Origin of the sequence: Streptomyces sp. NPDC049627, from assembly GCF_044465645.1 — a bacterium.
Lineage (GTDB): Bacteria > Actinomycetota > Actinomycetes > Streptomycetales > Streptomycetaceae > Streptomyces.
The window spans coordinates 399883-419134 of sequence record NZ_JBITLW010000003.1 but is presented as its reverse complement, the minus strand read 5'-3'; the positions used below and the strand labels follow the sequence as shown (position 1 = coordinate 419134).

The following is a 19252-nucleotide window of genomic DNA, read 5'->3' as shown; positions in this document are numbered from 1 at the left end:
GCGAACTCCCCTTCTCAGGCGGCCGTGCCGACCCGGGCCGGCTCCGCGCCGCGGACCGTGACCTCGTGGGTGTCGTTGACGTTGTGCGCGGACACCGGGTTGCGGCGGGAGACGAGCACGATGCCGGCGGCCACGGCGCCGCCGACCAGGGCGACCACGGCCGTTCCGATGTCGCCGCCGTGCTTGACCACGCCCGCCGACACGCCGCCCACCAGCGCCGCGGCGGGCAGGGTGACCAGCCAGGCCACGACCATGCGCCCGGCCACGCCCCACCGGACCTCCGCCAGCCGGCGGCCCAGGCCCGCGCCGAGGATGCTGCCGGAGGCGACCTGGGTGGTGGACAGGGCGAAGCCCAGGTGGGCCGAGGTGAGGATCACCGTCGTGGACGCCGTCTCGGCGGCGAAGCCCTGCGGGGACTGGATCTCCGTCAGGCCCTTGCCCATCGTGCGGATGATCCGCCAGCCGCCGAGGTAGGTGCCGAGACCGATGGCCAGACCGGCCGAGGCGATCACCCACAAGGGCGGGCCCGCGTCATGGCCCAGCGCGCCCGCCGAGATCAGGGTGAGCGTGATGACGCCCATCGTCTTCTGCGCGTCGTTGGTGCCGTGGGCCAGGGAGACGAGCGAGGCCGAGGCGATCTGGCCGAGGCGGAAGCCCTTGGTGACGGACTGTTTGCGGGCGCGCGAAGTGAGCTTGTACGCCAGATACGTGGCCAGCAGCGCCGCGACCCCCGCCACGACCGGCGAGGCCACCGCCGGGATCAGCACCTTCTCGACAACCTTGTCGAAGTGCACGCCGTGCGATCCCGCACCGACCCAGACGGCCCCGATCAGCCCGCCGAACAGCGCGTGCGACGAACTGGACGGCAGCCCGACCAGCCAGGTGAGCAGATTCCACAGGATCGCCCCGACCAGGCCCGCGAAGATCATGCCCGGGGTGACGAGGGTGTCGTCCACGATGCCGCCGGAGATCGTCTGGGCGACCTCGGTGGACAGGAAGGCGCCGATGATGTTCAGGACGCCACTGATGAGCACGGCCGTCCTCGGTCTGAGGGCCCCCGTGGCGATGGAGGTGGCCATCGCGTTCGCCGTGTCGTGGAATCCGTTGGTGAAGTCGAAGGCGAGGGCCGTCACGATGACGACCGCCACCAGGAACGTGATGTGGTCCATTCCCCAATGCAAACAAGCGCAGGCCAATATCCGGGGAACTGACGGCAAAGCGCGTCCCAGGACGTGGCGCACGGTCGGTAAGGGCAGTGCGGAGCGGGTGTGGACCTACGATCACACCATGAGCATCCGCTGGACGTACGCCTTCGTCGACCGTCCCACCGGCCTGTTCGGCCGGGCCTGTGCGTTCTGGACGGCCGTCACGGACACCCGCCTGTCCGAATTCCGCGGCGGCCAGGACGAGTTCGTGACGCTGCTGCCGGGCGACAGCGCCGATGCCTGCGTCAAGGCCCAGGGCGTCGACTCGGGTGCCGGTGGCGCGCACCTCGACTTCGCCGTGGACGACGTACCGGACCTCGTGCGGTCGGCGCTCCGGCTGGGCGCGGCCATCGCCGCCGAGCACGACGGGTGGGCCGTACTGCGGTCACCCGCCGGGCAGTTGTTCTGTGCCGTGCCGTGGCACGGGGAGTCGGTACGCCCGCCCGTGGTACGCGGCAGCCGCCTCGACCAGGTCTGCGTCGACGTACCGCCAACGCTGTACGACACCGAAGTCGCCTTCTGGAGTGCCCTGTTGGACGGCTGGCAGTCGGCGCCCGGCTCCCGCCCGGAGTTCCATGTGCTCAAGCCGCCGCCCGGGCTGCCGATCCGCATCCTGCTGCAGCGGCTCGACGAGGAGCGGCCCGCCTCGGCCCACCTGGACCTCGCCTGCGCGGACATCGACGCGACCCGCGCCCGGCACGAGGAGCTGGGCGCGGTCTTCGTCGCCCGGGGTGCCCGTTGGACGGTGATGCGCGATCCGGCGGGCGGTGTGTACTGCCTGACGGGGCGTGATCCGGAGACGGGCGGGCTGCCTAGGGCCGGTTCCTGACGAAGCAGAGGACGGAGCCGTCCTCCGCGGGCGTGGCACTCGGGCACAGGTTCCGCACCGAGACCGAGGCCGACAACGAGGGTGCCGGGCTGGTCTCCTCCCAGCCGTACCGCCGCGGCTCGGCCGAGTCCTGCAACCACAGCGTCACCCCGCCCGCGACGGCCACGACGATCACCCACACCGCCACGACCCACCGCCATAACCGGCGCCGCCCCGTCACCGCCAGGGCTCCACGTCCACCACGGCGTCCACCGGAATCGGCCCGTACACATGCGGGAACTCCTCACCCCCGGGCTTCGGCGCCTCGTACTCGACCGGCACGTCCAGCCGCGCCGGATCGACCACCAGCACCACCAGCTCGTCGGGGCCGTCGTAGGAGCCGTACAGGAAAGCGGCCACGGCGGGGAGCTGGGCGCGGGTCGAGCAGTGGATGAAGCCCTCCTCCTGGAGGGTGCGACCGCGCGTCGACATCTCGTACGCGCCGCGCTCGCGGGCCGCCTCCCACAGGGAGCGCTCGGTGATGTGGAGGATGTACGTGTGTTCGGGCATGGGCCAACGCTACGGCAGCCCGGGCTACTGCCTCAGCGGTGCGCTGCCTCAGCCACGCGGCTACTGCCTCAGCCGTGCCGCCCGCGCGTGCAGATAGCGCTGTTCCGGCAGGCTCAGGGTCTTGGCGGCCGCGGACTCGTAGGCGGCGCGGGCCTCGTCGCGCGCGCCCGCCCGCTCCAGGAGGTGGCCGCGGACCGCGTCCAGCCGGTGCCCGGCACCCAACTCGTCCTCCAGCCCGGCCAGTTCGGCCAGCCCCGCCCGCGGGCCGCGGACCATGGCGACGGCGACCGCGCGGTTGAGGCGCTCGACGGGACCGGGGACGAGACGGACGAGGACGTCGTAGAGGCCGAGGATCTCCGGCCAGTCGGTCGCCGCCGCGGAGGGCGCCTCGTCGTGGACGGCGGCGATGGCGGCACGCAGCTGGTACGGCCCCGCGGGGCCCTTCGCGAGCGCCCGGGTGACCAGGGCGACGCCCTCCTCGATCGCGGCCTTGTCCCAGCGGTCGCGGTCCTGCTCGTCGAGGGGCACGAGGTCCCCGTGCGGGCCGGTGCGCGCGTCGCGGCGGGCGTCGGTGAGCAGCATCAGGGCGAGGAGGCCGGCCACCTCGCCGGTGTCGGGGAGGAGGCGGTGGACCTCCCGGGCCAGCCGGATCGCCTCGCGCGCGAGGTCCCGTCGCATCAGGCTCGCGCCGGAGGTCGCCGTGTAGCCCTCGTTGAAGATCAGGTACAGGGTCTGGAGGACCGCGGGCAGGCGCTCCTCCCAGGCGTCGGGGCGCCCGAAGCCCACACCGCGGACCTTCTGCTTGGCCCGGCTGATGCGCTGGGCCATCGTCGCCTCGGGGACCAGATGGGCGCGGGCGATCTCCGCCGTCGTCAGGCCGCCGACGGCGCGCAGGGTGAGGGCGATCTGGGCGGGCTGGGTCAGGTTCGGGTGGCAGCAGAGGAAGAGGAGCGTGAGGGTGTCGTCCTCGCGGGGAGCGCGGTCCGCTCCCGGTGGCGGGGCGGTGAAGGCGTCCCGTGGCGTCAGCGCCGCGACCTTGTCCTCCCGGGCCCGGCGCGCCTCCTCCGCGCGCAGGGCATCGGTCAGCCGGCGTGCGCCGACCTTGATCAGCCAGCCGCGCGGATTGTCCGGGACGCCGGTCCGCGGCCACTGCTCGGCCGCGGCGAACAGGGCCTCCTGTACCGCCTCCTCGGCGGTGTCGAAGTGGCCGTACCGGCGCACCAGCGCGCCGAGGACCTGCGGCGCGTGGCGGCGCAGCAGGTCCTCGGTGTCGGCTGTGGCGCTCATGGACGGCTCAGCTTCTGCCCGCGGACGGCTCAGATGTCACCGGCGCCGTCCTGGATGGGCCGGATCGCCACCGGGTGCACCGGGGCCCCGGCGGGCTGGGGGCAGCGGGCGACGCGCTCGGCGATCTCGGTGACCCGCTCCAGGCTCGCGCAGTCCAGCACCCAGTAGCCGGCCAGCAGCTCCTTGGTCTCGCTGTACGGCCCGTCCGTGATCACCGCCTTGCCGTCCTCGCCCACCGTGACGTGCCGGACCTTCGCGGGCTCGGCCAGTCCCTGCCCGTCGATCAGCTCGCCGGTCTCGGCGAGGTCGTCGTTGATCGCGCCCATGTACGCGTACATGGCCTGCACGTCCTGCTGACTCCAGGCGGGCGAGTGCGCGGAGGCCTTGCCCTGCATCGCCTCGTAGTCCGCCTGCGTGCCCTGCACCATGACCAGGTACTTCATCAGTCCGCTCCTTCGGTTTCCGTCGGCTCGGGCCACCCGCCGCTTTTCGGTCGGTGGGCCGCTCTCACAGGGGACGTCGGAGCCGGGCCGGGATTCTCGACACGGGTTCAGGAATTTTTCGTGGTCGGTACGTCGTGCTCCTCGCGCTTGTCCTCGTGCTCGGCGCCTTCCTCGACGTACGCCTCGCACTTCGGATTGCGGCAGGGGCCGGCCACCCACACCGGGACCCACGCGCCGAGCGTCTTGTGACGCTTGACGACCGTCTCCACGGGCTGTCCGCACTCGGGACAGGCGTGCTCTTCGCTGGCCATGTCCTCAGAGTAGGGCGGGTGGGGCGTCAGCGCTTCCTGCTGTACGTACGGACGAAGGCGCCGTTGCCGAAGCTGTGCAGCGACTCCAAGGTGAAGTCCGTGGCCGCGAAGCCGGAGCCGAACATCGGCATGCCCGTGCCGTACACGGTCGGGTATGTCTTGATGACGAGTTCGTCGATCTCGTCGAGCAGTTCCCCCGCGATCTGCGAGCCTCCGCACAGGTAGATGCCGAACCCGCAGTCCTCCGCCTTGAGTTCGCGGACCTTGGCAACCAGGTCGTCGCCGATGATCTCGACGTTCGGGTCGGGCGACTCCTTCAGCGTGCGTGAGGCGACGTACTCGCGCAGATGGGCGTACGGGCTGGTGATGCCCACCTTCAGCGCCTCGTCGTAGCTGCCCCGGCCCTGGATGATCGTGTCGAACCTCTTGTTGCCCAGATCGTCGATGCCCAGCGCCTGGCGGACGTGGGTCGGCAGGGTCTCCGGGTACTCGCTCTTCACGAACTCGACGAACTCCTCGTCGGCGAAGCGCACCATGTCCGATCCGTCGCCGCCCGGGTCTCCGATGAAGCCGTCGATCGAACAGGCGATGTAGTACGTGAGCTTTCGCAAGCCGGTCTCTTTTCGTGGACTACGTGAACCACTCCAGTTGTAGTACTCCATGTGTAGTGGCCGCAAGCGTATTGAGTGCCCTGAATGAAGTGAGAGGAGAGGTTCCGCATGGCCGGAAACCCGAGGTCGCTCTCGTGCGCTGTCTCGCCATGCTCGGACGACTGGTCGAGCGGATCGCGGACGATCGTGCGGGAGGAGCGACCGAGGGGTGCCCGAGACGGCTCAACCGCGCGGTTCGCGCCACATCGGCCACATCCGGGGGCCGTCCGGGAGGGCGAGGGGGCGTTCCTTGAGCTCGAAGCCGAGGCGCTCGTACAGCTGCCGGCTGCGGGCGTTGCTCGCCTCCAGATAGGCGGGCAGACCGTCCTGGTCGCAGCGGTCGAGGACCGAGGTGATGAGCGCGGTGCCGAGGCCCAGGCCCTGGTGCCCGGGGGCGACCCCGATCATCCACAGGTACTCGTGAGCCCGGCCGGAGGGATGGATGGCTGCGGTCAGCCGAGCGATCTGCTCGATGCGCTCGTTGTCCGGGTCGATCTCGGCGCGCAGCCGGGCGGGGCCTTCGTCGTCGGCGTGTTCGGGGTCCAGCCCGTGGTCCTGTGCGGGGACGGACAGCCACAGGGCACAGGCCGTGCCGTCCTCGGTGAGGTCGATACGGCCGTCGGCGAGCACGATGTCCGTGAAGGCGGCCATGAGGGCGGGGTGCTTGGCACGGCGGTACTCCTCACCGGGGAACACCCAGCCGCTGACCGGGTCGTCCTGGAACGCCGCGTCCAGCAGCCCGATCACCAGCTCCCGGTCGCCCTCGCCCGCCGTCCGGATCGCCACACCCATGTGTACTCGCCCCTTCGTCTCAACCGGCCTTGATGGTAAGGGGATTGATGAGTGCGCGCCTTCCTCGGAAACCAGTTTGTCGAGATCCGACCGGCCCGCCCGGTACACATGGACGGGCCCCGCACACCGTGGGGATGTGCGGGACCCGCCGGTCCGGAGCCCTCACCGGCCGTACGGGGTCAGGAACCGTACGGCCCCGTGGCTCCGGGGTCTGGACGACCGTCGGCCGCTGGGGGGCCCGGGTCGTGTGGCGTCGACTGCCGCGGTCTTGAGTGGTACGGCCGTCGACTGCCGCGGTCTTGAGTTGTACGGCTGCCGGCTGTGACGGCCCTCAAGCCGTCGAAGCCGTCGGCCGCTTGGCACTGCGCCGTGCCGCCATCGGCTGCCGTGGTCCTCAGGTGGTGCGTCGTGTCACGAACTCCGCCAGGGCCAGCAGTCCGCCCGCCTCCTCCGGGTCGGGCACCGCGCGGGCCAGCTCCTGCATGGCGCGGGCCATCCGGTCGGCGGCCTGAGCCTGCGCCCAGTCGCGTCCTCCCGCCCGCTCCACGGCGAGCGCGATCCGCGCGACGCTCTCCTCGTCCTCCTTGTCGTACGGCACTTCGTACAGCGCGGCCAGTTCCGCCGCCGCCGGACCACCGGAGGCCAGCGCGGCGACGACCGGCAGGGACTTCTTGCGGGCGGCGAGGTCCGCACCGGCCGGTTTGCCGGTGTGGCTCGGGTCGCCCCATATGCCGATCACGTCATCGATGAGCTGGAAGGCGAGCCCGGCCTCACGGCCGAACGCGTCCAGCGCCGCCACGTCCTCGTCCGCCGCGCCCGCGTACAGCGCGCCGAGGGCGCAGGCGCACCCCAGCAGCGCCCCCGTCTTGGCCTCGGCCATCGCGACCACCTCGTCGAGCCCGACGTCACCGGGCCCCCGCTTCTCCATCGCCGTGTCGGCATGCTGCCCGGCGCACAGTTCGACGACACAGGCCGCGAGCCGGGCGGCGGCCGGCGCGGAAGCGGGGTGCGTGTCCTCGGCGAGCAGTTGCAGGGCCAGCGCCTGGAGGGCGTCCCCGGCGAGGATCGCGTCGGCGTCGCCGAACACGGTCCATGCGGTGGGCCGGTGCCGGCGCGTGGTGTCCCGGTCCATCACGTCGTCGTGCAACAGCGTGAAGTTGTGGACCAGTTCCACCGCCAAGGCCGCCGGTACGGCCGCCGCCCGCGCGCCCGGCCCGCCGAGCGCGGCGGCCGCGGTGAGGACGAGGGCCGGCCGGATCGCCTTGCCCGCGTTGCCCGCCGCCGGGGTGCCGTCCGCGTGCTCCCAACCGAAGTGGTAGCGCGCTATCCGGCGCATGGAACGCGGCAACGACTCGACGGCGGCGCGCAGTTCGGGGTCGACCGAGGCCCGGGCGCGCTCCAGGATCACCACCGCTTCGGGGCCGTCGAGCGGGCAGGTCACGGTGGAGCGCCGCGTCGTCCCCGTCGTCAACTCGGCCATGGCATCCCCCTCGGAGGGTCCGCGGACGGTGGCGCTTCCGCTGCGGCTGGGCGCATACGACCGGGATGTACCCGCCCCGACGCCCGCAGACACGGCACCCAGGTGCGGAAACGTCACCCCCAGCGCCCGATTTCGACGTTCTCCAGCACACCGAGGGCGTCCGGCACCAGGACCGCGGCCGAGTAGTAGGCCGTCACCAGGTACTTGATGACGGCCTGTTCGTTGATGCCCATGAAACGGCAGGACAGGCTCGGCTCGATCTCGTCCGGGATGCCGGTGGCCCGCAGGCCGATGACGCCCTGGTCCTCCTCGCCGGTACGCATGGCGATGATCGAGGACGTACGCGCCTCGGTGACCGGGATCTTGTTGCACGGGAAGATCGGCACACCGCGCCAGGTGGGGATCCGGTTGCCGCCGATGTCGATGGTCTCGGGGACGAGTCCGCGCTGGTTGAGCTCACGGCCGAACGCGGCGATCGCGCGCGGGTGGGCGAGGAAGAGCTTGGTGCCGCGGCGCCGGCAGAGCAGTTCGTCCATGTCGTCGGGGCTCGGCACGCCCGCGTGCGGCTGGATCCGCTGGTCGTACTCGCAGTTGTGGAGCAGACCGAAGTCCCGGTTGTTGATGAGCTCGTGCTCCTGGCGCTCCTTCAGCGCCTCGACCGTCAGCCTGAGCTGCTGCTCGGTCTGGTTCATCGGCTGGTTGTAGAGGTCGGCCACACGCGTGTGGATGCGCAGGACGGTCTGGGCGACGCTCAGTTCGTACTCACGGGGCCTGGCCTCGTAGTCGACGAAGGTGTGCGGGATGTCCGGCTCGCCGGTGTGGCCGGCGGCCAGGTCGATCTCCTTCTCGCCGTACTTGTTGGTGCGCTGATCGGGGATCGAGCGGCGCTGCTGGAGGTGCTCGCGCAGTCCGTCGGAGCGCTCGGCGACCTGGTCGACGTGCTGGCGTGACAGGACGAGCACGGTGCAGGCGGTGAGCGCACGGGCGGTGTACTCCCAGATCGGCTCGCCGTCGAGCAGCGCGTGGTCGCCGAAGTAGGCGCCGTCGGCCAGGACTCCGAGCACCGCGTCGTCGCCGTACGGGCCCGTGCCGATCTTCTCGACCTTGCCGTGCGCGAGCAGATAGACCGTGTCGGTAGGGCTGCCGAACGAGGCGATCACCTCACCGGCGGCCACCTCTCGCTGCTCGCAGCGCCGGGCGAGTTCCGAGAGCACCTCCTCGTCCTCGTACGACCGCAGGGCCGGCAGTTCGGCCAGTTCGGCGGGGACGACCTCGACACTGTCGCCGGTCTTCACGAACGTCATGCGGCCGTCGCCGACGGCGTACGTCAGCCGTCGGTTCACCCGGTAGGTGCCGCCCTGGATGTCCACCCATGGCAGCATGCGCAGCAGCCAGCGGGAGCTGATCTCCTGCATCTGGGGTACGGACTTGGTCGTGGTGGCCAGGTTCCGCGCGGCCGCAGTGCCGAGACTCTGCTGCGGCTTGACCTGCTCCGTGCGGACCTCTTCGCCTACCGACATAAGGAATTGCCCTCCCGGTCATGCCCCGGCGCCGATCTGGCACCGCGCATCGCAATCTGCACGACAGAGCCTTCCATCACGGAGTGTGTCTGTGCTATTACCCGAAAGAGCGGGAATGGATCACGGACTGCTGGGCAATTGGTGGACCCTTGTCCACTCGCACGGATCGCTGCGCGGATTCCCGCACGGATCACTGCACGGATTGCTGCACGCTTTGTCGCACCGTTTGTCGCACCGTCCTGTCCGACCTGTCTGACGAAGGAGGCGGTCATGGCCTTACCCATGTCCGCGAGCAGGTTTCTGGAGAGACTGCGGGCGGAGGGCGCCACAGTCGTCGAGGTCGGCGACTGGGAGCACCACAACCGCAACCACGTGGGCCCCTGGGGCCCCGTCCATGGCGTGATGATCCACCACACCGTGACCGAGGGCAGCGAGCACACGGTCGAGCTCTGCCGCGACGGCTACGCCGGGCTGCCGGGTCCGCTGTGCCACGGCGTCATCACGAAGGACGGCAGGGTCCATCTCGTCGGCTACGGCCGCGCCAACCATGCCGGGCTGGGCGACGACGACGTCCTGCGCGCCGTCATCGCCGAGACGGCCCTGCCGCCCGACAACGAGGCCAACACCGACGGCAACCGCCACTTCTACGGGTTCGAGTGCGAGAACCTCGGCGACGGCCGGGACCCCTGGCCGGAGCCCCAGCTGGCGGCAATCGAACGGGTCTCGGCGGCGATCTGCCGCCATCACGGCTGGACGGAGCGGTCGGTGATCGGCCATCTGGAGTGGCAGCCGGGGAAGGTGGATCCGCGGGGGTTCACGATGACGTGGATGCGGAGCCGGATACGGGAGCGGCTGCAGTAGCGTCCGGCACCCCGTCACGCCGGGCTGGGCGCCCACCCCCGCCCAGCCCCCACGCCGGGCACGCCGGGCAATCCGCAAGCAGGCGGACGCCTATGGGCACATCCGGCCGACACAGTCGTCCCACGGGCGACAATGGCCGGGTGACCAGCCGCGACGCCGTGCCCGATCTCGCCGCTCTCCGCCCCCGGCTCCCCTCCCCGCTGCAGGAACTCGCGGACGAGCGGTTCGCGCGGTGTGGTGTGCGGCTGCTGCTCAAGCGCGACGACCTGATCCACCCGGAACTGATCGGCAACAAGTGGCGCAAGCTCGCGCCGAACCTCGCAGCCGCGGCCGGCCGTACGGTCGTCACCTTCGGCGGCGCCTACTCCAACCACCTGCGCGCCACCGCCGCCGCGGGCCGCCTCCTCGGCCTGCCCACGGTCGGCGTGGTGCGGGGTCAGGAGCTGGCCGAGCGGCCCCTCAACGCGTCGCTGGCCCGGTGCGTGGCCGACGGTATGCGGCTGCATTTCGTGGACAGGTCGACGTATCGCCGCAAGGCCGAGCCGGAGACTCTGGCGGCCGTTCTGCGTGCGGCGGGTGCGCAGGGGGCGTTTGTCGTCCCGGAGGGCGGCAGCAATGTCCTCGCCGTACGGGGATGCCGTGCGCTCGGCGAGGAGGTGCGGGGCCGGGCCGATGTCGTTGCGGTTGCCTGTGGGACGGGCGGGACACTGGCGGGGCTGGCCGCCGGGATCGGCCCCGGTCAGCAGGCCCTGGGCATACCTGTCCTCAAGGGTGGCTTCCTGGCCGACGACGTACGGGCGCTGCAGGTGGATGCCTTCGGTGGGCCGCGGGGTGACTGGCGGCTGGACGAGCGGTTCCACTTCGGGGGCTACGGCCGTACCACTCCTGAGCTTCACGCCTTCGCCGAGGACTTCGAGGAGCGGCACGGGGTGGCCGTCGAGCGTCTCTATGTCGCCAAGTTGCTGTATGGGCTTGTCGCCCTGGCCGAGGAGGGCGCCCTTCCGCGCGGGGGCACGGTTGCGGCCGTCGTGACCGGGGCTCCTCTCGCGGACGGATGAGTGCGCGACGCGTGGTCGGCCGTCCCGTTTGCACGACGGTACGGCGACCTCACCCCGCCTCCCTGTAGGCCGCCGCCTCCTCCAGGTCCAGCCGTCGCAGCAGCGTCCGCAGCATCTCGTCGTCGATGTGGCGGGCGTCCCGCAGCTTCACGAACACCGCGCGCTCGACGCCGATCACCTCGCGGGACAGGCGCCGGTAGGTGTCGTCGACGGATTCGCCGGTGACGGGGTTGGCCTGGCCCAGGCGTTCCCAGACGGAGTTGCGGCGGCGCTCCAGGACGGCTCGCAGGCGGTCGGCGAGAGGGGCGGGGAGGGCGTTGCGTTCGTCGGAGAGGAGTTCCTCCAGGCGTCGATCGGCAGCGCGGGAGGCCTGTGCCTGGGCGTTCGCCTCGGCGAGGGTCTCGGCCTGCGGGTCACGACCGGGGAGTTTCAGCAGGCGGATCAGCGGCGGCAGCGTGACGCCCTGGACGACCAGTGTGCCGATGACCGTCGTGAAGGTCAGGAAGAGGATGAGGTTGCGCTCGGGGAACGCCTCGCCGCCGTGCACCGTGAGCGGGATCGAGAAGGCGATCGCCAGCGAGACGACCCCCCTCATCCCGGCCCAGGAGATGACGAACGGCCCCTTCCACGTCGGGTTGTCCTCCCGCTCACGGATCCGTGCCGACATCATCCGCGGCAGGAATGTCGCCGGATACACCCACACGAACCGCGACACGACGACCACGGCGAACACGGCGATCGCGTACCCGGCGGCGCGGCCGCCCTCGTACTCGCCGAGGCCCTTGAGGACCACCGGCAGTTGCAGTCCGATCAGCGCGAACACCGCCGACTCCAGCACGAACGTGACCATCCTCCACACCGCCTCCTCCTGGAGCCGGGTGGCGAAGTCGACCTCCCACGCGCGGTGTCCGAGGAACAGCGCGACGACCACGACCGCCAGCACACCGGAGGCGTGCACCTGCTCGGCGGCGGCGTAGGCGACGAACGGGATCAGCAGGGAGAGCGTGTTCTGCAGCAGCGCCTCCTTGAGGTGCGTGCGCAGCCAGTGGATCGGCACCATCAGGACCAGCCCCATGCCGATGCCGCCGACCGCCGCGAGCAGGAACTCGCCGATGCCGCCGGCCCAGGTGGCGCCCTCACCGACGGCGGCCGCGAGGGCGACCCGGTAGGCGGTGATGGCGGTGGCGTCGTTCACCAGGGACTCGCCCTGCAGGATCGTGGTGATCCGGGACGGCAGGCCCACCCGGCGCGCGACCGCCGTCGCCGCGACCGCGTCCGGCGGCGCCACCACCGCGCCCAGCACCAGCGCCGCGGTCAGCGGCAGGCCCGGGACGACCTGGTACGCGACCCAGCCGACGGCGAAGGTCGCGAAGAGGACGTAGCCGACGGACAACAACATCACAGGGCGCAGCTGAGCCCGCAGATCGAGATACGAGCTGTCCGTCGCCGCGCTGTGCAGCAGCGGAGGCAGCACCAGTGGCAGGACGATGTGCGGGTCGAGCGTGTACTCGGGCACGCCCGGTACGTACGAGACCGCGAGCCCGGCCGCGACCAGCAGCAGCGGCGCCGGCACGGGCGTCCGCCGCGCGGCCGCGGCCACGGCGGCACTCCCCGCCACCAGCAACAGAAGCGGCATCACGTCCATACGCCTCGCCCACCCATCCCCACTCGCCCGAGTCCGCGCCGCCCGGCCGGCGACCCGTTCATGGTCGTCGCCCGTCGTCGATCACCGCCCGCCGCGGCCCGCCCTCGATTTTCCGCGCGGCCCTGCGCGCGGCCGTCGTAACCTGGCAATCATGAAACAGTGCACGCACGCCGACGCGCTGCCGCACCCGGAGCCCGGTCCGCTCAGCGACACGTGTCCGGAGTGCCTGGCGGACGGAGCGCATCCGGTGCAGCTGCGGTTGTGCCTCACCTGCGGTCATGTCGGCTGCTGCGACTCCTCGCCCGGACGGCACGCCACGGAGCACCACAAGCAGTCCGGGCATCCGGTCATGCGGACGTTCGAGCCCGGCGAGCGCTGGCGCTGGTGCTTCGTCGACCACGTACTGGTGTGACGCGGACGTACGCTGGACGACTGGGGATCCGGACGGTTCGACCGTCTGACGCCTGGGTACGTCAAACCGGCGCGCGCTCTTCCCAATTGGGCCCGCAGACCCCCTAGCCACGGAGCGTATCCGTGTGTTTACTATGAGTGACAGCAAGGGGTTGGGGTCCTGGGGACAGGAAAGTTCAGAGCGCGATAGCGTCACCGCTGAACCACACATCGCGTTACCCCGGGGGGCGACCCTCGGCCCCGAGAAGCTTGTACCACCTTGGAGGTGAGGGTGTCCCAGATCGCAGGCGAGCCCGCGACCCAGGACTTCGTGGAAGTCCGGCTGCCGGCTGCGGGTGCCTACCTGTCGGTGCTGCGTACGGCGACTGCCGGCCTCGCCGCCCGTTTGGACTTCACCCTCGACGAGATCGAGGACCTGCGCATCGCGGTCGACGAGGCCTGCGCGATCCTGCTCCAGCAGGCCGTGCCCGGCTCGGTGCTCAGTTGTGTCTTCCGGCTCGTCGACGACTCACTCGAAGTCACCGTCTCGGCCCCGACCACGGACGGCCACGCCCCCTCCAGGGACACCTTCGCCTGGACCGTCCTGTCCGCCCTCGCGGGCAAGGTCTCCTCCGCCGTGGACGAGGACAAAACCGTTTCGATCAGCCTCTACAAACAGCGCGGCGCGGGACCCGGGCCGGCGTGAGGAACGGGGACGGGCCGGTGCGGGACGAAGAGCGCGGCACACGGGAGCTGCCGGAGAGCACTCCCCCCTGCTCGGGCGGAGCCGGGAGCCCGGGGGCGGGCCCGAGCGGTCCGAGCGGATCCCGACGCATGGCAGACGGCATCGACGGCATTCCCGAGCAGGCCCGGCCACACCCGGAGGACGACTCGGTGGAGACCGGCTTCCCGGGCGACGGCAGGGAGGGCGAAGGTGCCGTGCAGGGCGCGCTTCCGGGTGGGCGGACCGGGGTCTCCCCTGTCCGCGTGGGGGCGAGGGCTCGGGAGAGGGCGACGGGCGGGACGATGAGCGAGCACGAGCGAAACGCCGAGGACGAGGCGATGGGCGCGCACAGCGCGCAGGCCACGCAGCACGGACCTCAGGACCGCAGCGGGGCGCGCGCCATGTTCGTCGAGCTGCGCACCCTGAAGGAGGGCAGCGCCGAGTACGCGGAGCTGCGCAACCAGCTGGTCCGCATGCACCTGCCGCTCGTCGAACACCTCGCGCGCCGCTTCCGCAACCGCGGCGAGCCGCTCGACGACCTCACCCAGGTCGCCACCATCGGCCTGATCAAGTCGGTCGACCGCTTCGACCCGGACCGCGGCGTCGAGTTCTCGACGTACGCGACCCCGACGGTCGTCGGTGAGATCAAGCGGCACTTCCGGGACAAGGGCTGGGCGGTGCGGGTGCCCCGGCGCCTCCAGGAGCTGCGCCTCGCCCTGACGACGGCCACGGCCGAGCTGTCCCAGCAGCACGGCCGCTCCCCGACGGTCCACGAGCTCGCCGAGAAGCTCTCCATCTCGGAGGAGGAGGTCCTGGAGGGCCTGGAGTCCGCCAACGCGTACTCCACCCTGTCCCTGGACGTCCCCGACACGGACGACGAGTCCCCGGCGGTCGCGGACACCCTCGGCGCGGAGGACGAGGCGCTGGAGGGCGTCGAGTACCGGGAGTCGCTCAAGCCGCTGCTGGAAGACCTCCCACCGCGCGAGAAGCGGATCCTGCTGCTGAGGTTCTTCGGCAACATGACCCAGTCGCAGATCGCGCAGGAGGTCGGCATCTCCCAGATGCACGTCTCCCGGCTGCTGGCGCGCACGCTGGCACAGCTGCGGGAGAAGCTGCTGGTGGAGGAGTGACGGCGGCCTGAGAGCCGACGACTACTTCTGGTCCTGTGTGCTGCCGGGCCCCCGGATTCCGAGGGCCTGGGTCGTGGCCGGGTTGATCAGAAGCACGAGCGTGGCGATCGCGACCACGGCGATCGCGATCCCCGCCGGAATGGCCATGCTGTCGGCCTGCAACAGGCTGTAGGCCACCGGCAGAGCCATGATCTGCGTGATGACGGACGGCCCCCGGCTCCAGCTGCGCAGAGCGAACAACCCCCGCGCCGCGAGCAAGGGCAGCAGGGCGAGGGCCACGAGCGTCACTCCGAGCGTGACGGCCTGCTGCCGGTCGTCCGGCTCACCGGCAAGCCCCAGCACGAGCACCCAGAGCCCCCCGACAGCGAGCGCCAGACCTTCCAACGCGGTGAGCGCCGCCGCATACGTCAGCCGCCGCGGGCGCGGACCGGCGGTTTCGGGGGTGGTGGGGGTCTGCTCCTTGGTCACCCCTGAAGGGTAGCCCTCCACCCCACAGCCTCCCCCAGCCGAGGCCACCGCAACGGGGCCTCGCCTCGCGACCCCGGCTGGCGCAGTTCAGCCCGTCCGGCGTCTGAGGACGAGGCCCCTTCAGGGCCGAAGCGGGGGTCTGGGGGCGGCAGCCCCCAGCAGAGCCCGCACCGACGCCGGCGACCTCACCGCGGACGGCATCCACAAGAACGGCCCAACCGACGGAGTCGTCCCGTGTCGAGACTCACGCCTGATCTCTTACCTGATCCCCACCTCGACCTGTGCCCGGTACCCCCCAGTAGGTACGCTGCCAGTCATGCGTGCACTTCTCGTGGTCAACCCGGCAGCAACCACCACAAGCGCACGTACGCGCGATGTCCTGATCCACGCGCTCGCCAGCGAGATGAAACTCGAGGCCGTCACCACCGAGTACCGCGGCCACGCGCGCGACCTGGGCCGGCAGGCGGCGGAGAGCGAGGACGTCGACCTGGTGGTCGCCCTCGGCGGCGACGGCACGGTCAACGAGGTCGTCAACGGACTGTTGCACAACGGCCCCGACCCGGAGCACCTCCCCCGCCTCGCGGTGGTCCCCGGCGGCTCCACCAACGTCTTCGCCCGAGCCCTCAACCTGCCGAACGACGCCGTGGAGGCGACCGGCGCCCTGCTGGACGCGCTGCGCGAGGGCAGCGAACGTACGGTCGGCCTCGGCCTGACCTCGGGCACGCCCGGCACGGAGGACGAGGCGGTCCCCTCGCGCTGGTTCACCTTCAACGCGGGCCTCGGCTTCGACGCCGGCGTGGTCGGCAGGGTCGAGCAGCAGCGCGAGCAAGGCAGAAAGTCGACGCACGCCCTCTATGTACGTCAGGCGCTGCGCCAGTTCTTCGGCGAGGCGCACCGGCGCCACGGGACGATCACGCTGGAACGTCCCGACGCGGAGCCGGTGACCGACCTGGTGCTGTCCATAGTCTCGAACACCTCTCCGTGGACCTTCCTGGGCAATCACCCGATGTACGCGTCACCTAAAGCCTCGTTCGATAAAGGCCTCGACGTACTCGGTCTCAGCCGTATGACGACGGCCGCGGTTGCCCGGTATGGCACCCAGTTGCTCACTTCGTCCCCTGAGCGGGGCCCCCATGGCAAGCACGCGACCTCACTCCATGACCTGGACCAGTTCACCTTGCATTCGAAGGTCCCCCTCCCCCTTCAGATGGACGGCGACCACCTCGGACTGCGTACCAGCGTGACGTTCACAGGCGTACGCCGTGCACTGCGTGTGATTGTGTGAGCGGAAAGGGCTAAAGTCCTTTCACTCGAACGTTTAGGCCAGGATCCACCCCATGGAAGTACGGCTGTGACCTAGTCGACACCGAGGAATCAAAAAAAACTTTCCGGAAGGGGTTGTATCCGCCGCTGAGGTTTGCGAGTCTCTACGTGGCGATCGGGACGGCCCGCAACACCGGCCTCCACTGATCACCGGAACCCCTCTTCGACTCACAGGACCCACGCCAGGGAACTGGCGGTAGGCCCTTCACTTGTTGAGGGATTCGTGAAAGCGTTCACATTCACAAGCAACCCAGCAGTAATACAAGGAGAGGTAGCAGCCATGGACTGGCGTCACAACGCCGTTTGCCGCGAGGAAGACCCCGAGCTCTTCTTCCCCATCGGCAACACCGGTCCTGCGCTGCTGCAGATCGAGGAAGCCAAGGCCGTCTGCCGTCGCTGCCCCGTTATGGATCAGTGTCTGCAGTGGGCGCTCGAGTCCGGTCAGGACTCCGGCGTCTGGGGTGGTCTCAGCGAGGACGAGCGCCGCGCCATGAAGCGCCGCGCCGCCCGCAACCGGGCCCGTCAGGCCTCCGCCTGACAACACCCGCCCCGCAAACAGCCTGAGCTTGGCGGCGCGTACAGCGAGTACGCATCTCCCGCCCCCGAGCCGCAGCGCGCAGTACCCCCGATGCGCAGCAAATGCTGGCAACGAGCATGTTGGGCCCCAGCCCCCTGAACGGGCTGGGGCTCTTTGCTGTCCGGGGCCGGGCGCAATGCCCGACCGTCGGTCGTGTGCGGTGCACCACCTGGTCGCCGTGACACACCGCACAGGGTCCTCCGCATGCTTACTTGTGTGCCCGCACCGGGATGTCGAGGATCACCCGAGTCCCCCGCTCCGGCGCCGGCACCATGTCGAACGTGCCGCCCAACTCGCCCTCCACCAGGGTCCGTACGATCTGCAGGCCGAGGTTGCCGGCGGTGTGCGGGTCGAAGCCCTCGGGGAGGCCGACGCCGTCGTCCTGGACGGTGACCAGGAGGCGGGCCTGCTTCGTCGTACCTCCGCGGACCGCGGAGACCTCGACCGTACCGGTGTCGCCCTCGCGGAAGCCGTGCTCCAGGGCGTTCTGCAGTATCTCGGTCAGGACCATCGACAGCGGGGTGGCGACCTCGGCGTCCAGGATGCCGAAGCGGCCGGTGCGCCGACCGGTGACCTTGCCGGGTGAGATCTCGGCGACCATCGCCACGACCCGGTCGGCGATCTCGTCGAACTCCACCCGCTCGTCGAGGTTCTGGGAGAGCGTCTCGTGCACGATCGCGATCGAACCGACCCGGCGGACAGCCTCCTCCAGGGCCTCGCGGCCCCGGTCGGACTCGATGCGCCGGGCCTGGAGGCGGAGCAGGGCGGCCACCGTCTGGAGGTTGTTCTTCACCCGGTGGTGGATCTCCCGGATGGTCGCGTCCTTGGTGATCAACTCGCGCTCACGGCGGCGCAGTTCGGTGACGTCCCGGAGCAGGACGAGTGAACCGATGCGGGTGCCTTTGGGCTTGAGCGGGATCGCCCGGAACTGGATGACTCCGTCGCCGGACTCGATCTCGAACTCGCGGGGTGCCCAGCCGCTGGCGACCTTGGCGAGCGCCTCGTCCACCGGCCCGTGGGTCGGGGCGAGTTCGGCGGTGGTCTTGCCCAGGTGGTGGCCGACGAGGTCGGCGGCGAGACCGAGGCGGTGGTAGGCCGACAGCGCGTTCGGGGAGGCGTACTGCACGATGCCGTCGGCGTCCAGGCGGATCAGACCGTCGCCGACGCGCGGCGAGGCGTCCATGTCGACCTGCTGGTTGGCGAACGGGAACGCGCCGGCCGCGATCATCTGCGCCAGATCCGAGGCGCTTTGGAGGTACGTGAGTTCCAGACGGCTCGGGGTGCGGACGGTCAGCAGGTTGGTGTTGCGGGCGATGACACCCAGGACGCGCCCCTCCCGTCGTACGGGAATCGACTCGACGCGGACCGGCACCTCCTCCCGCCACTCGGGGTCGCCCTCCCGCACGATCCGGCCCTCGTCGAGCGCGGCGTCCAGCATCGGGCGGCGGCCGCGCGGGACGAGGTGGCCGACCATGTCGTCCTGGTAGGAGGTCGGCCCGGTGTTGGGCCGCATCTGCGCCACCGACACGTACCGGGTGCCGTCACTGGTGGGGACCCACAGGACGAGGTCGGCGAAGGAGAGGTCGGAGAGCAGCTGCCACTCCGAGACCAGCAGGTGGAGCCACTCGAGGTCGGAGTCGTCGAGGGCCGTGTGCTGGCGTACGAGTTCGTTCATGGAGGGCACGTGGCCGAGCGTACCTGGGGGTACGGACAGGACTCGAAACCAGCCACTGTGAAGGCGACCCGGCCCTGCGGACGGCCCTGCAAACGGCCCTGAGAACACCCGCGGGCCGCGGCGCCTGAGAGGGACCCTCAACCCTCCCGGCACCGCAGCCCGGAGCAATATCGGCCGTGGGGTGTGCGGTCCCGGTCGGCCGAGGGTGAGGAGCCGGGGCAGTCAGGGCAGAGAGCTCCGGTTCCTCGGTCCGCCTTCCTGTGCGGGGAAGACGGAAGTCGGTGCGTTCTTGTCCTACGCACTCCTTCGCATTGTGGACTAGACCACTCGGGTGT

At 70.7% G+C, this 19252-nt stretch carries 21 protein-coding genes; 8 read left to right on the top strand and 13 right to left on the bottom strand.

Annotated features, from left to right (window positions below):
• Positions 1 to 14: 14 nt before the first annotated feature.
• Positions 15 to 1169 carry an anion permease gene (locus ACIBU0_RS11030; protein WP_398815006.1) on the bottom strand — a complete coding sequence of 385 codons (1155 nt, stop codon included), beginning with the start codon at positions 1167 to 1169 and terminating at the stop codon, positions 15 to 17.
• A 118-nt stretch (positions 1170 to 1287) separates the two neighbouring features.
• On the opposite strand from ACIBU0_RS11030, the gene ACIBU0_RS11025 reads away from it, so the two are divergent.
• Positions 1288 to 2034 carry a VOC family protein gene (locus ACIBU0_RS11025; protein WP_398815003.1) on the top strand — a complete coding sequence of 249 codons (747 nt, stop codon included), beginning with the start codon at positions 1288 to 1290 and terminating at the stop codon, positions 2032 to 2034.
• Here the strand turns inward: ACIBU0_RS11025 and ACIBU0_RS11020 are convergent.
• The 9 genes from ACIBU0_RS11020 to ACIBU0_RS10980 form a co-directional block, all read right to left on the bottom strand.
• The gene (locus ACIBU0_RS11020; RefSeq protein ID WP_398815000.1) at positions 2018 to 2254 is read right to left on the bottom strand and encodes a hypothetical protein; all 237 of its coding nucleotides are present in this window, start codon (positions 2252 to 2254) and stop codon (positions 2018 to 2020) included. The genes ACIBU0_RS11025 and ACIBU0_RS11020 overlap by 17 nt on opposite strands.
• Positions 2251 to 2583, bottom strand: coding sequence for a DUF952 domain-containing protein (locus tag ACIBU0_RS11015; protein ID WP_398814997.1), 333 nt, complete (start codon positions 2581 to 2583; stop codon positions 2251 to 2253). The genes ACIBU0_RS11020 and ACIBU0_RS11015 overlap by 4 nt, the downstream gene beginning before the upstream one ends.
• Before the next feature lie 60 nt (positions 2584 to 2643).
• A complete protein-coding gene (locus tag ACIBU0_RS11010; protein WP_398814994.1) occupies positions 2644 to 3870 on the bottom strand; it encodes an RNA polymerase sigma factor in 1227 nt (408 codons plus the stop codon).
• 29 nt (positions 3871 to 3899) lie between these two features.
• A complete protein-coding gene (locus ACIBU0_RS11005) occupies positions 3900 to 4313 on the bottom strand; it encodes a YciI family protein (protein ID WP_398814991.1) in 414 nt (137 codons plus the stop codon).
• A gap of 107 nt (positions 4314 to 4420) precedes the next feature.
• Positions 4421 to 4624, bottom strand: a complete 204-nt coding sequence (locus ACIBU0_RS11000; RefSeq protein ID WP_398814988.1) for a hypothetical protein — start codon at positions 4622 to 4624, stop codon at positions 4421 to 4423.
• A 26-nt stretch (positions 4625 to 4650) separates the two neighbouring features.
• Positions 4651 to 5235, bottom strand: coding sequence for a dihydrofolate reductase family protein (locus ACIBU0_RS10995; RefSeq protein ID WP_398814985.1), 585 nt, complete (start codon positions 5233 to 5235; stop codon positions 4651 to 4653).
• 222 nt (positions 5236 to 5457) lie between these two features.
• Positions 5458 to 6066, bottom strand: coding sequence for a GNAT family N-acetyltransferase (locus ACIBU0_RS10990; protein ID WP_398814982.1), 609 nt, complete (start codon positions 6064 to 6066; stop codon positions 5458 to 5460).
• A gap of 394 nt (positions 6067 to 6460) precedes the next feature.
• Positions 6461 to 7546 (bottom strand): family 2 encapsulin nanocompartment cargo protein polyprenyl transferase, encoded by a 1086-nt coding sequence (locus ACIBU0_RS10985; protein ID WP_398814979.1) that lies wholly within the window; start codon positions 7544 to 7546, stop codon positions 6461 to 6463.
• Between the two features lie 113 nt (positions 7547 to 7659).
• Entirely contained in the window at positions 7660 to 9066 is a 1407-nt protein-coding gene (locus ACIBU0_RS10980) for a family 2B encapsulin nanocompartment shell protein (RefSeq protein ID WP_398814976.1), read from the bottom strand.
• Positions 9067 to 9336: 270 nt separating this feature from the next.
• Between ACIBU0_RS10980 and ACIBU0_RS10975 the strand changes: the two genes are divergently transcribed.
• Both ACIBU0_RS10975 and ACIBU0_RS10970 read left to right on the top strand, forming a co-directional pair.
• Complete coding sequence (locus tag ACIBU0_RS10975; protein WP_398814973.1) at positions 9337 to 9927, top strand: N-acetylmuramoyl-L-alanine amidase; 591 nt, start codon at positions 9337 to 9339, stop codon at positions 9925 to 9927.
• 140 nt (positions 9928 to 10067) lie between these two features.
• Positions 10068 to 10985: a 1-aminocyclopropane-1-carboxylate deaminase/D-cysteine desulfhydrase gene (locus tag ACIBU0_RS10970; protein ID WP_398814970.1), complete on the top strand. Its 918-nt coding sequence runs from the start codon at positions 10068 to 10070 to the stop codon at positions 10983 to 10985.
• Positions 10986 to 11034: 49 nt separating this feature from the next.
• Here ACIBU0_RS10970 and ACIBU0_RS10965 read toward each other — a convergent pair whose 3' ends face one another.
• Positions 11035 to 12630 carry a Na+/H+ antiporter gene (locus ACIBU0_RS10965; RefSeq protein WP_398814967.1) on the bottom strand — a complete coding sequence of 532 codons (1596 nt, stop codon included), beginning with the start codon at positions 12628 to 12630 and terminating at the stop codon, positions 11035 to 11037.
• A 151-nt stretch (positions 12631 to 12781) separates the two neighbouring features.
• Between ACIBU0_RS10965 and ACIBU0_RS10960 the strand changes: the two genes are divergently transcribed.
• The 3 genes from ACIBU0_RS10960 to ACIBU0_RS10950 all read left to right on the top strand — a co-directional run bounded on the left by ACIBU0_RS10960 (position 12782) and on the right by ACIBU0_RS10950 (position 14874).
• Complete coding sequence (locus ACIBU0_RS10960; protein WP_398814964.1) at positions 12782 to 13042, top strand: UBP-type zinc finger domain-containing protein; 261 nt, start codon at positions 12782 to 12784, stop codon at positions 13040 to 13042.
• A 270-nt stretch (positions 13043 to 13312) separates the two neighbouring features.
• Positions 13313 to 13726, top strand: coding sequence for an anti-sigma regulatory factor (locus ACIBU0_RS10955; RefSeq protein ID WP_004925829.1), 414 nt, complete (start codon positions 13313 to 13315; stop codon positions 13724 to 13726).
• Positions 13727 to 13743: 17 nt separating this feature from the next.
• A complete protein-coding gene (locus ACIBU0_RS10950; protein ID WP_398814961.1) occupies positions 13744 to 14874 on the top strand; it encodes an RNA polymerase sigma factor SigF in 1131 nt (376 codons plus the stop codon).
• A gap of 21 nt (positions 14875 to 14895) precedes the next feature.
• Here the strand turns inward: ACIBU0_RS10950 and ACIBU0_RS10945 are convergent, their stop codons facing one another.
• Complete coding sequence (locus ACIBU0_RS10945; RefSeq protein ID WP_398814958.1) at positions 14896 to 15342, bottom strand: hypothetical protein; 447 nt, start codon at positions 15340 to 15342, stop codon at positions 14896 to 14898.
• Between the two features lie 316 nt (positions 15343 to 15658).
• Here ACIBU0_RS10945 and ACIBU0_RS10940 point away from each other — a divergent pair, with 316 nt between their 5' ends.
• Together ACIBU0_RS10940 and ACIBU0_RS10935 are read left to right on the top strand one after the other, a co-directional pair.
• Positions 15659 to 16627, top strand: coding sequence for a diacylglycerol/lipid kinase family protein (locus ACIBU0_RS10940; RefSeq protein WP_398814956.1), 969 nt, complete (start codon positions 15659 to 15661; stop codon positions 16625 to 16627).
• 318 nt (positions 16628 to 16945) lie between these two features.
• On the top strand, positions 16946 to 17203 hold the full coding sequence (locus ACIBU0_RS10935; RefSeq protein ID WP_006142322.1) for a WhiB family transcriptional regulator: 258 nt from the start codon (positions 16946 to 16948) through the stop codon (positions 17201 to 17203).
• Positions 17204 to 17450: 247 nt separating this feature from the next.
• Here the strand turns inward: ACIBU0_RS10935 and ACIBU0_RS10930 are convergent, their stop codons facing one another.
• The gene (locus ACIBU0_RS10930) at positions 17451 to 18917 is read right to left on the bottom strand and encodes a sensor histidine kinase (RefSeq protein ID WP_398815555.1); all 1467 of its coding nucleotides are present in this window, start codon (positions 18915 to 18917) and stop codon (positions 17451 to 17453) included.
• Positions 18918 to 19252: the final 335 nt, after the last annotated feature.

Bases quoted from the DNA above. Each gene is read 5' to 3' on its own strand.
- ACIBU0_RS11030 (WP_398815006.1), bottom strand. From the start codon at position 1,169: ATGGACCACATCACGTTCCTGGTGGCGGTCGTCATCGTGACGGCCCTC.
- ACIBU0_RS11025 (WP_398815003.1), top strand. From the start codon at position 1,288: ATGAGCATCCGCTGGACGTACGCCTTCGTCGACCGTCCCACCGGCCTG.
- ACIBU0_RS11015 (WP_398814997.1), bottom strand. From the start codon at position 2,583: ATGCCCGAACACACGTACATCCTCCACATCACCGAGCGCTCCCTGTGG.
- ACIBU0_RS11010 (WP_398814994.1), bottom strand. From the start codon at position 3,870: ATGAGCGCCACAGCCGACACCGAGGACCTGCTGCGCCGCCACGCGCCG.
- ACIBU0_RS11005 (WP_398814991.1), bottom strand. From the start codon at position 4,313: ATGAAGTACCTGGTCATGGTGCAGGGCACGCAGGCGGACTACGAGGCG.
- ACIBU0_RS11000 (WP_398814988.1), bottom strand. From the start codon at position 4,624: ATGGCCAGCGAAGAGCACGCCTGTCCCGAGTGCGGACAGCCCGTGGAG.
- ACIBU0_RS10990 (WP_398814982.1), bottom strand. From the start codon at position 6,066: ATGGGTGTGGCGATCCGGACGGCGGGCGAGGGCGACCGGGAGCTGGTG.
- ACIBU0_RS10985 (WP_398814979.1), bottom strand. From the start codon at position 7,546: ATGGCCGAGTTGACGACGGGGACGACGCGGCGCTCCACCGTGACCTGC.
- ACIBU0_RS10980 (WP_398814976.1), bottom strand. From the start codon at position 9,066: ATGTCGGTAGGCGAAGAGGTCCGCACGGAGCAGGTCAAGCCGCAGCAG.
- ACIBU0_RS10975 (WP_398814973.1), top strand. From the start codon at position 9,337: ATGGCCTTACCCATGTCCGCGAGCAGGTTTCTGGAGAGACTGCGGGCG.
- ACIBU0_RS10965 (WP_398814967.1), bottom strand. From the start codon at position 12,630: ATGGACGTGATGCCGCTTCTGTTGCTGGTGGCGGGGAGTGCCGCCGTG.
- ACIBU0_RS10960 (WP_398814964.1), top strand. From the start codon at position 12,782: ATGAAACAGTGCACGCACGCCGACGCGCTGCCGCACCCGGAGCCCGGT.
- ACIBU0_RS10940 (WP_398814956.1), top strand. From the start codon at position 15,659: ATGCGTGCACTTCTCGTGGTCAACCCGGCAGCAACCACCACAAGCGCA.
- ACIBU0_RS10935 (WP_006142322.1), top strand. From the start codon at position 16,946: ATGGACTGGCGTCACAACGCCGTTTGCCGCGAGGAAGACCCCGAGCTC.
- ACIBU0_RS10930 (WP_398815555.1), bottom strand. From the start codon at position 18,917: ATGAACGAACTCGTACGCCAGCACACGGCCCTCGACGACTCCGACCTC.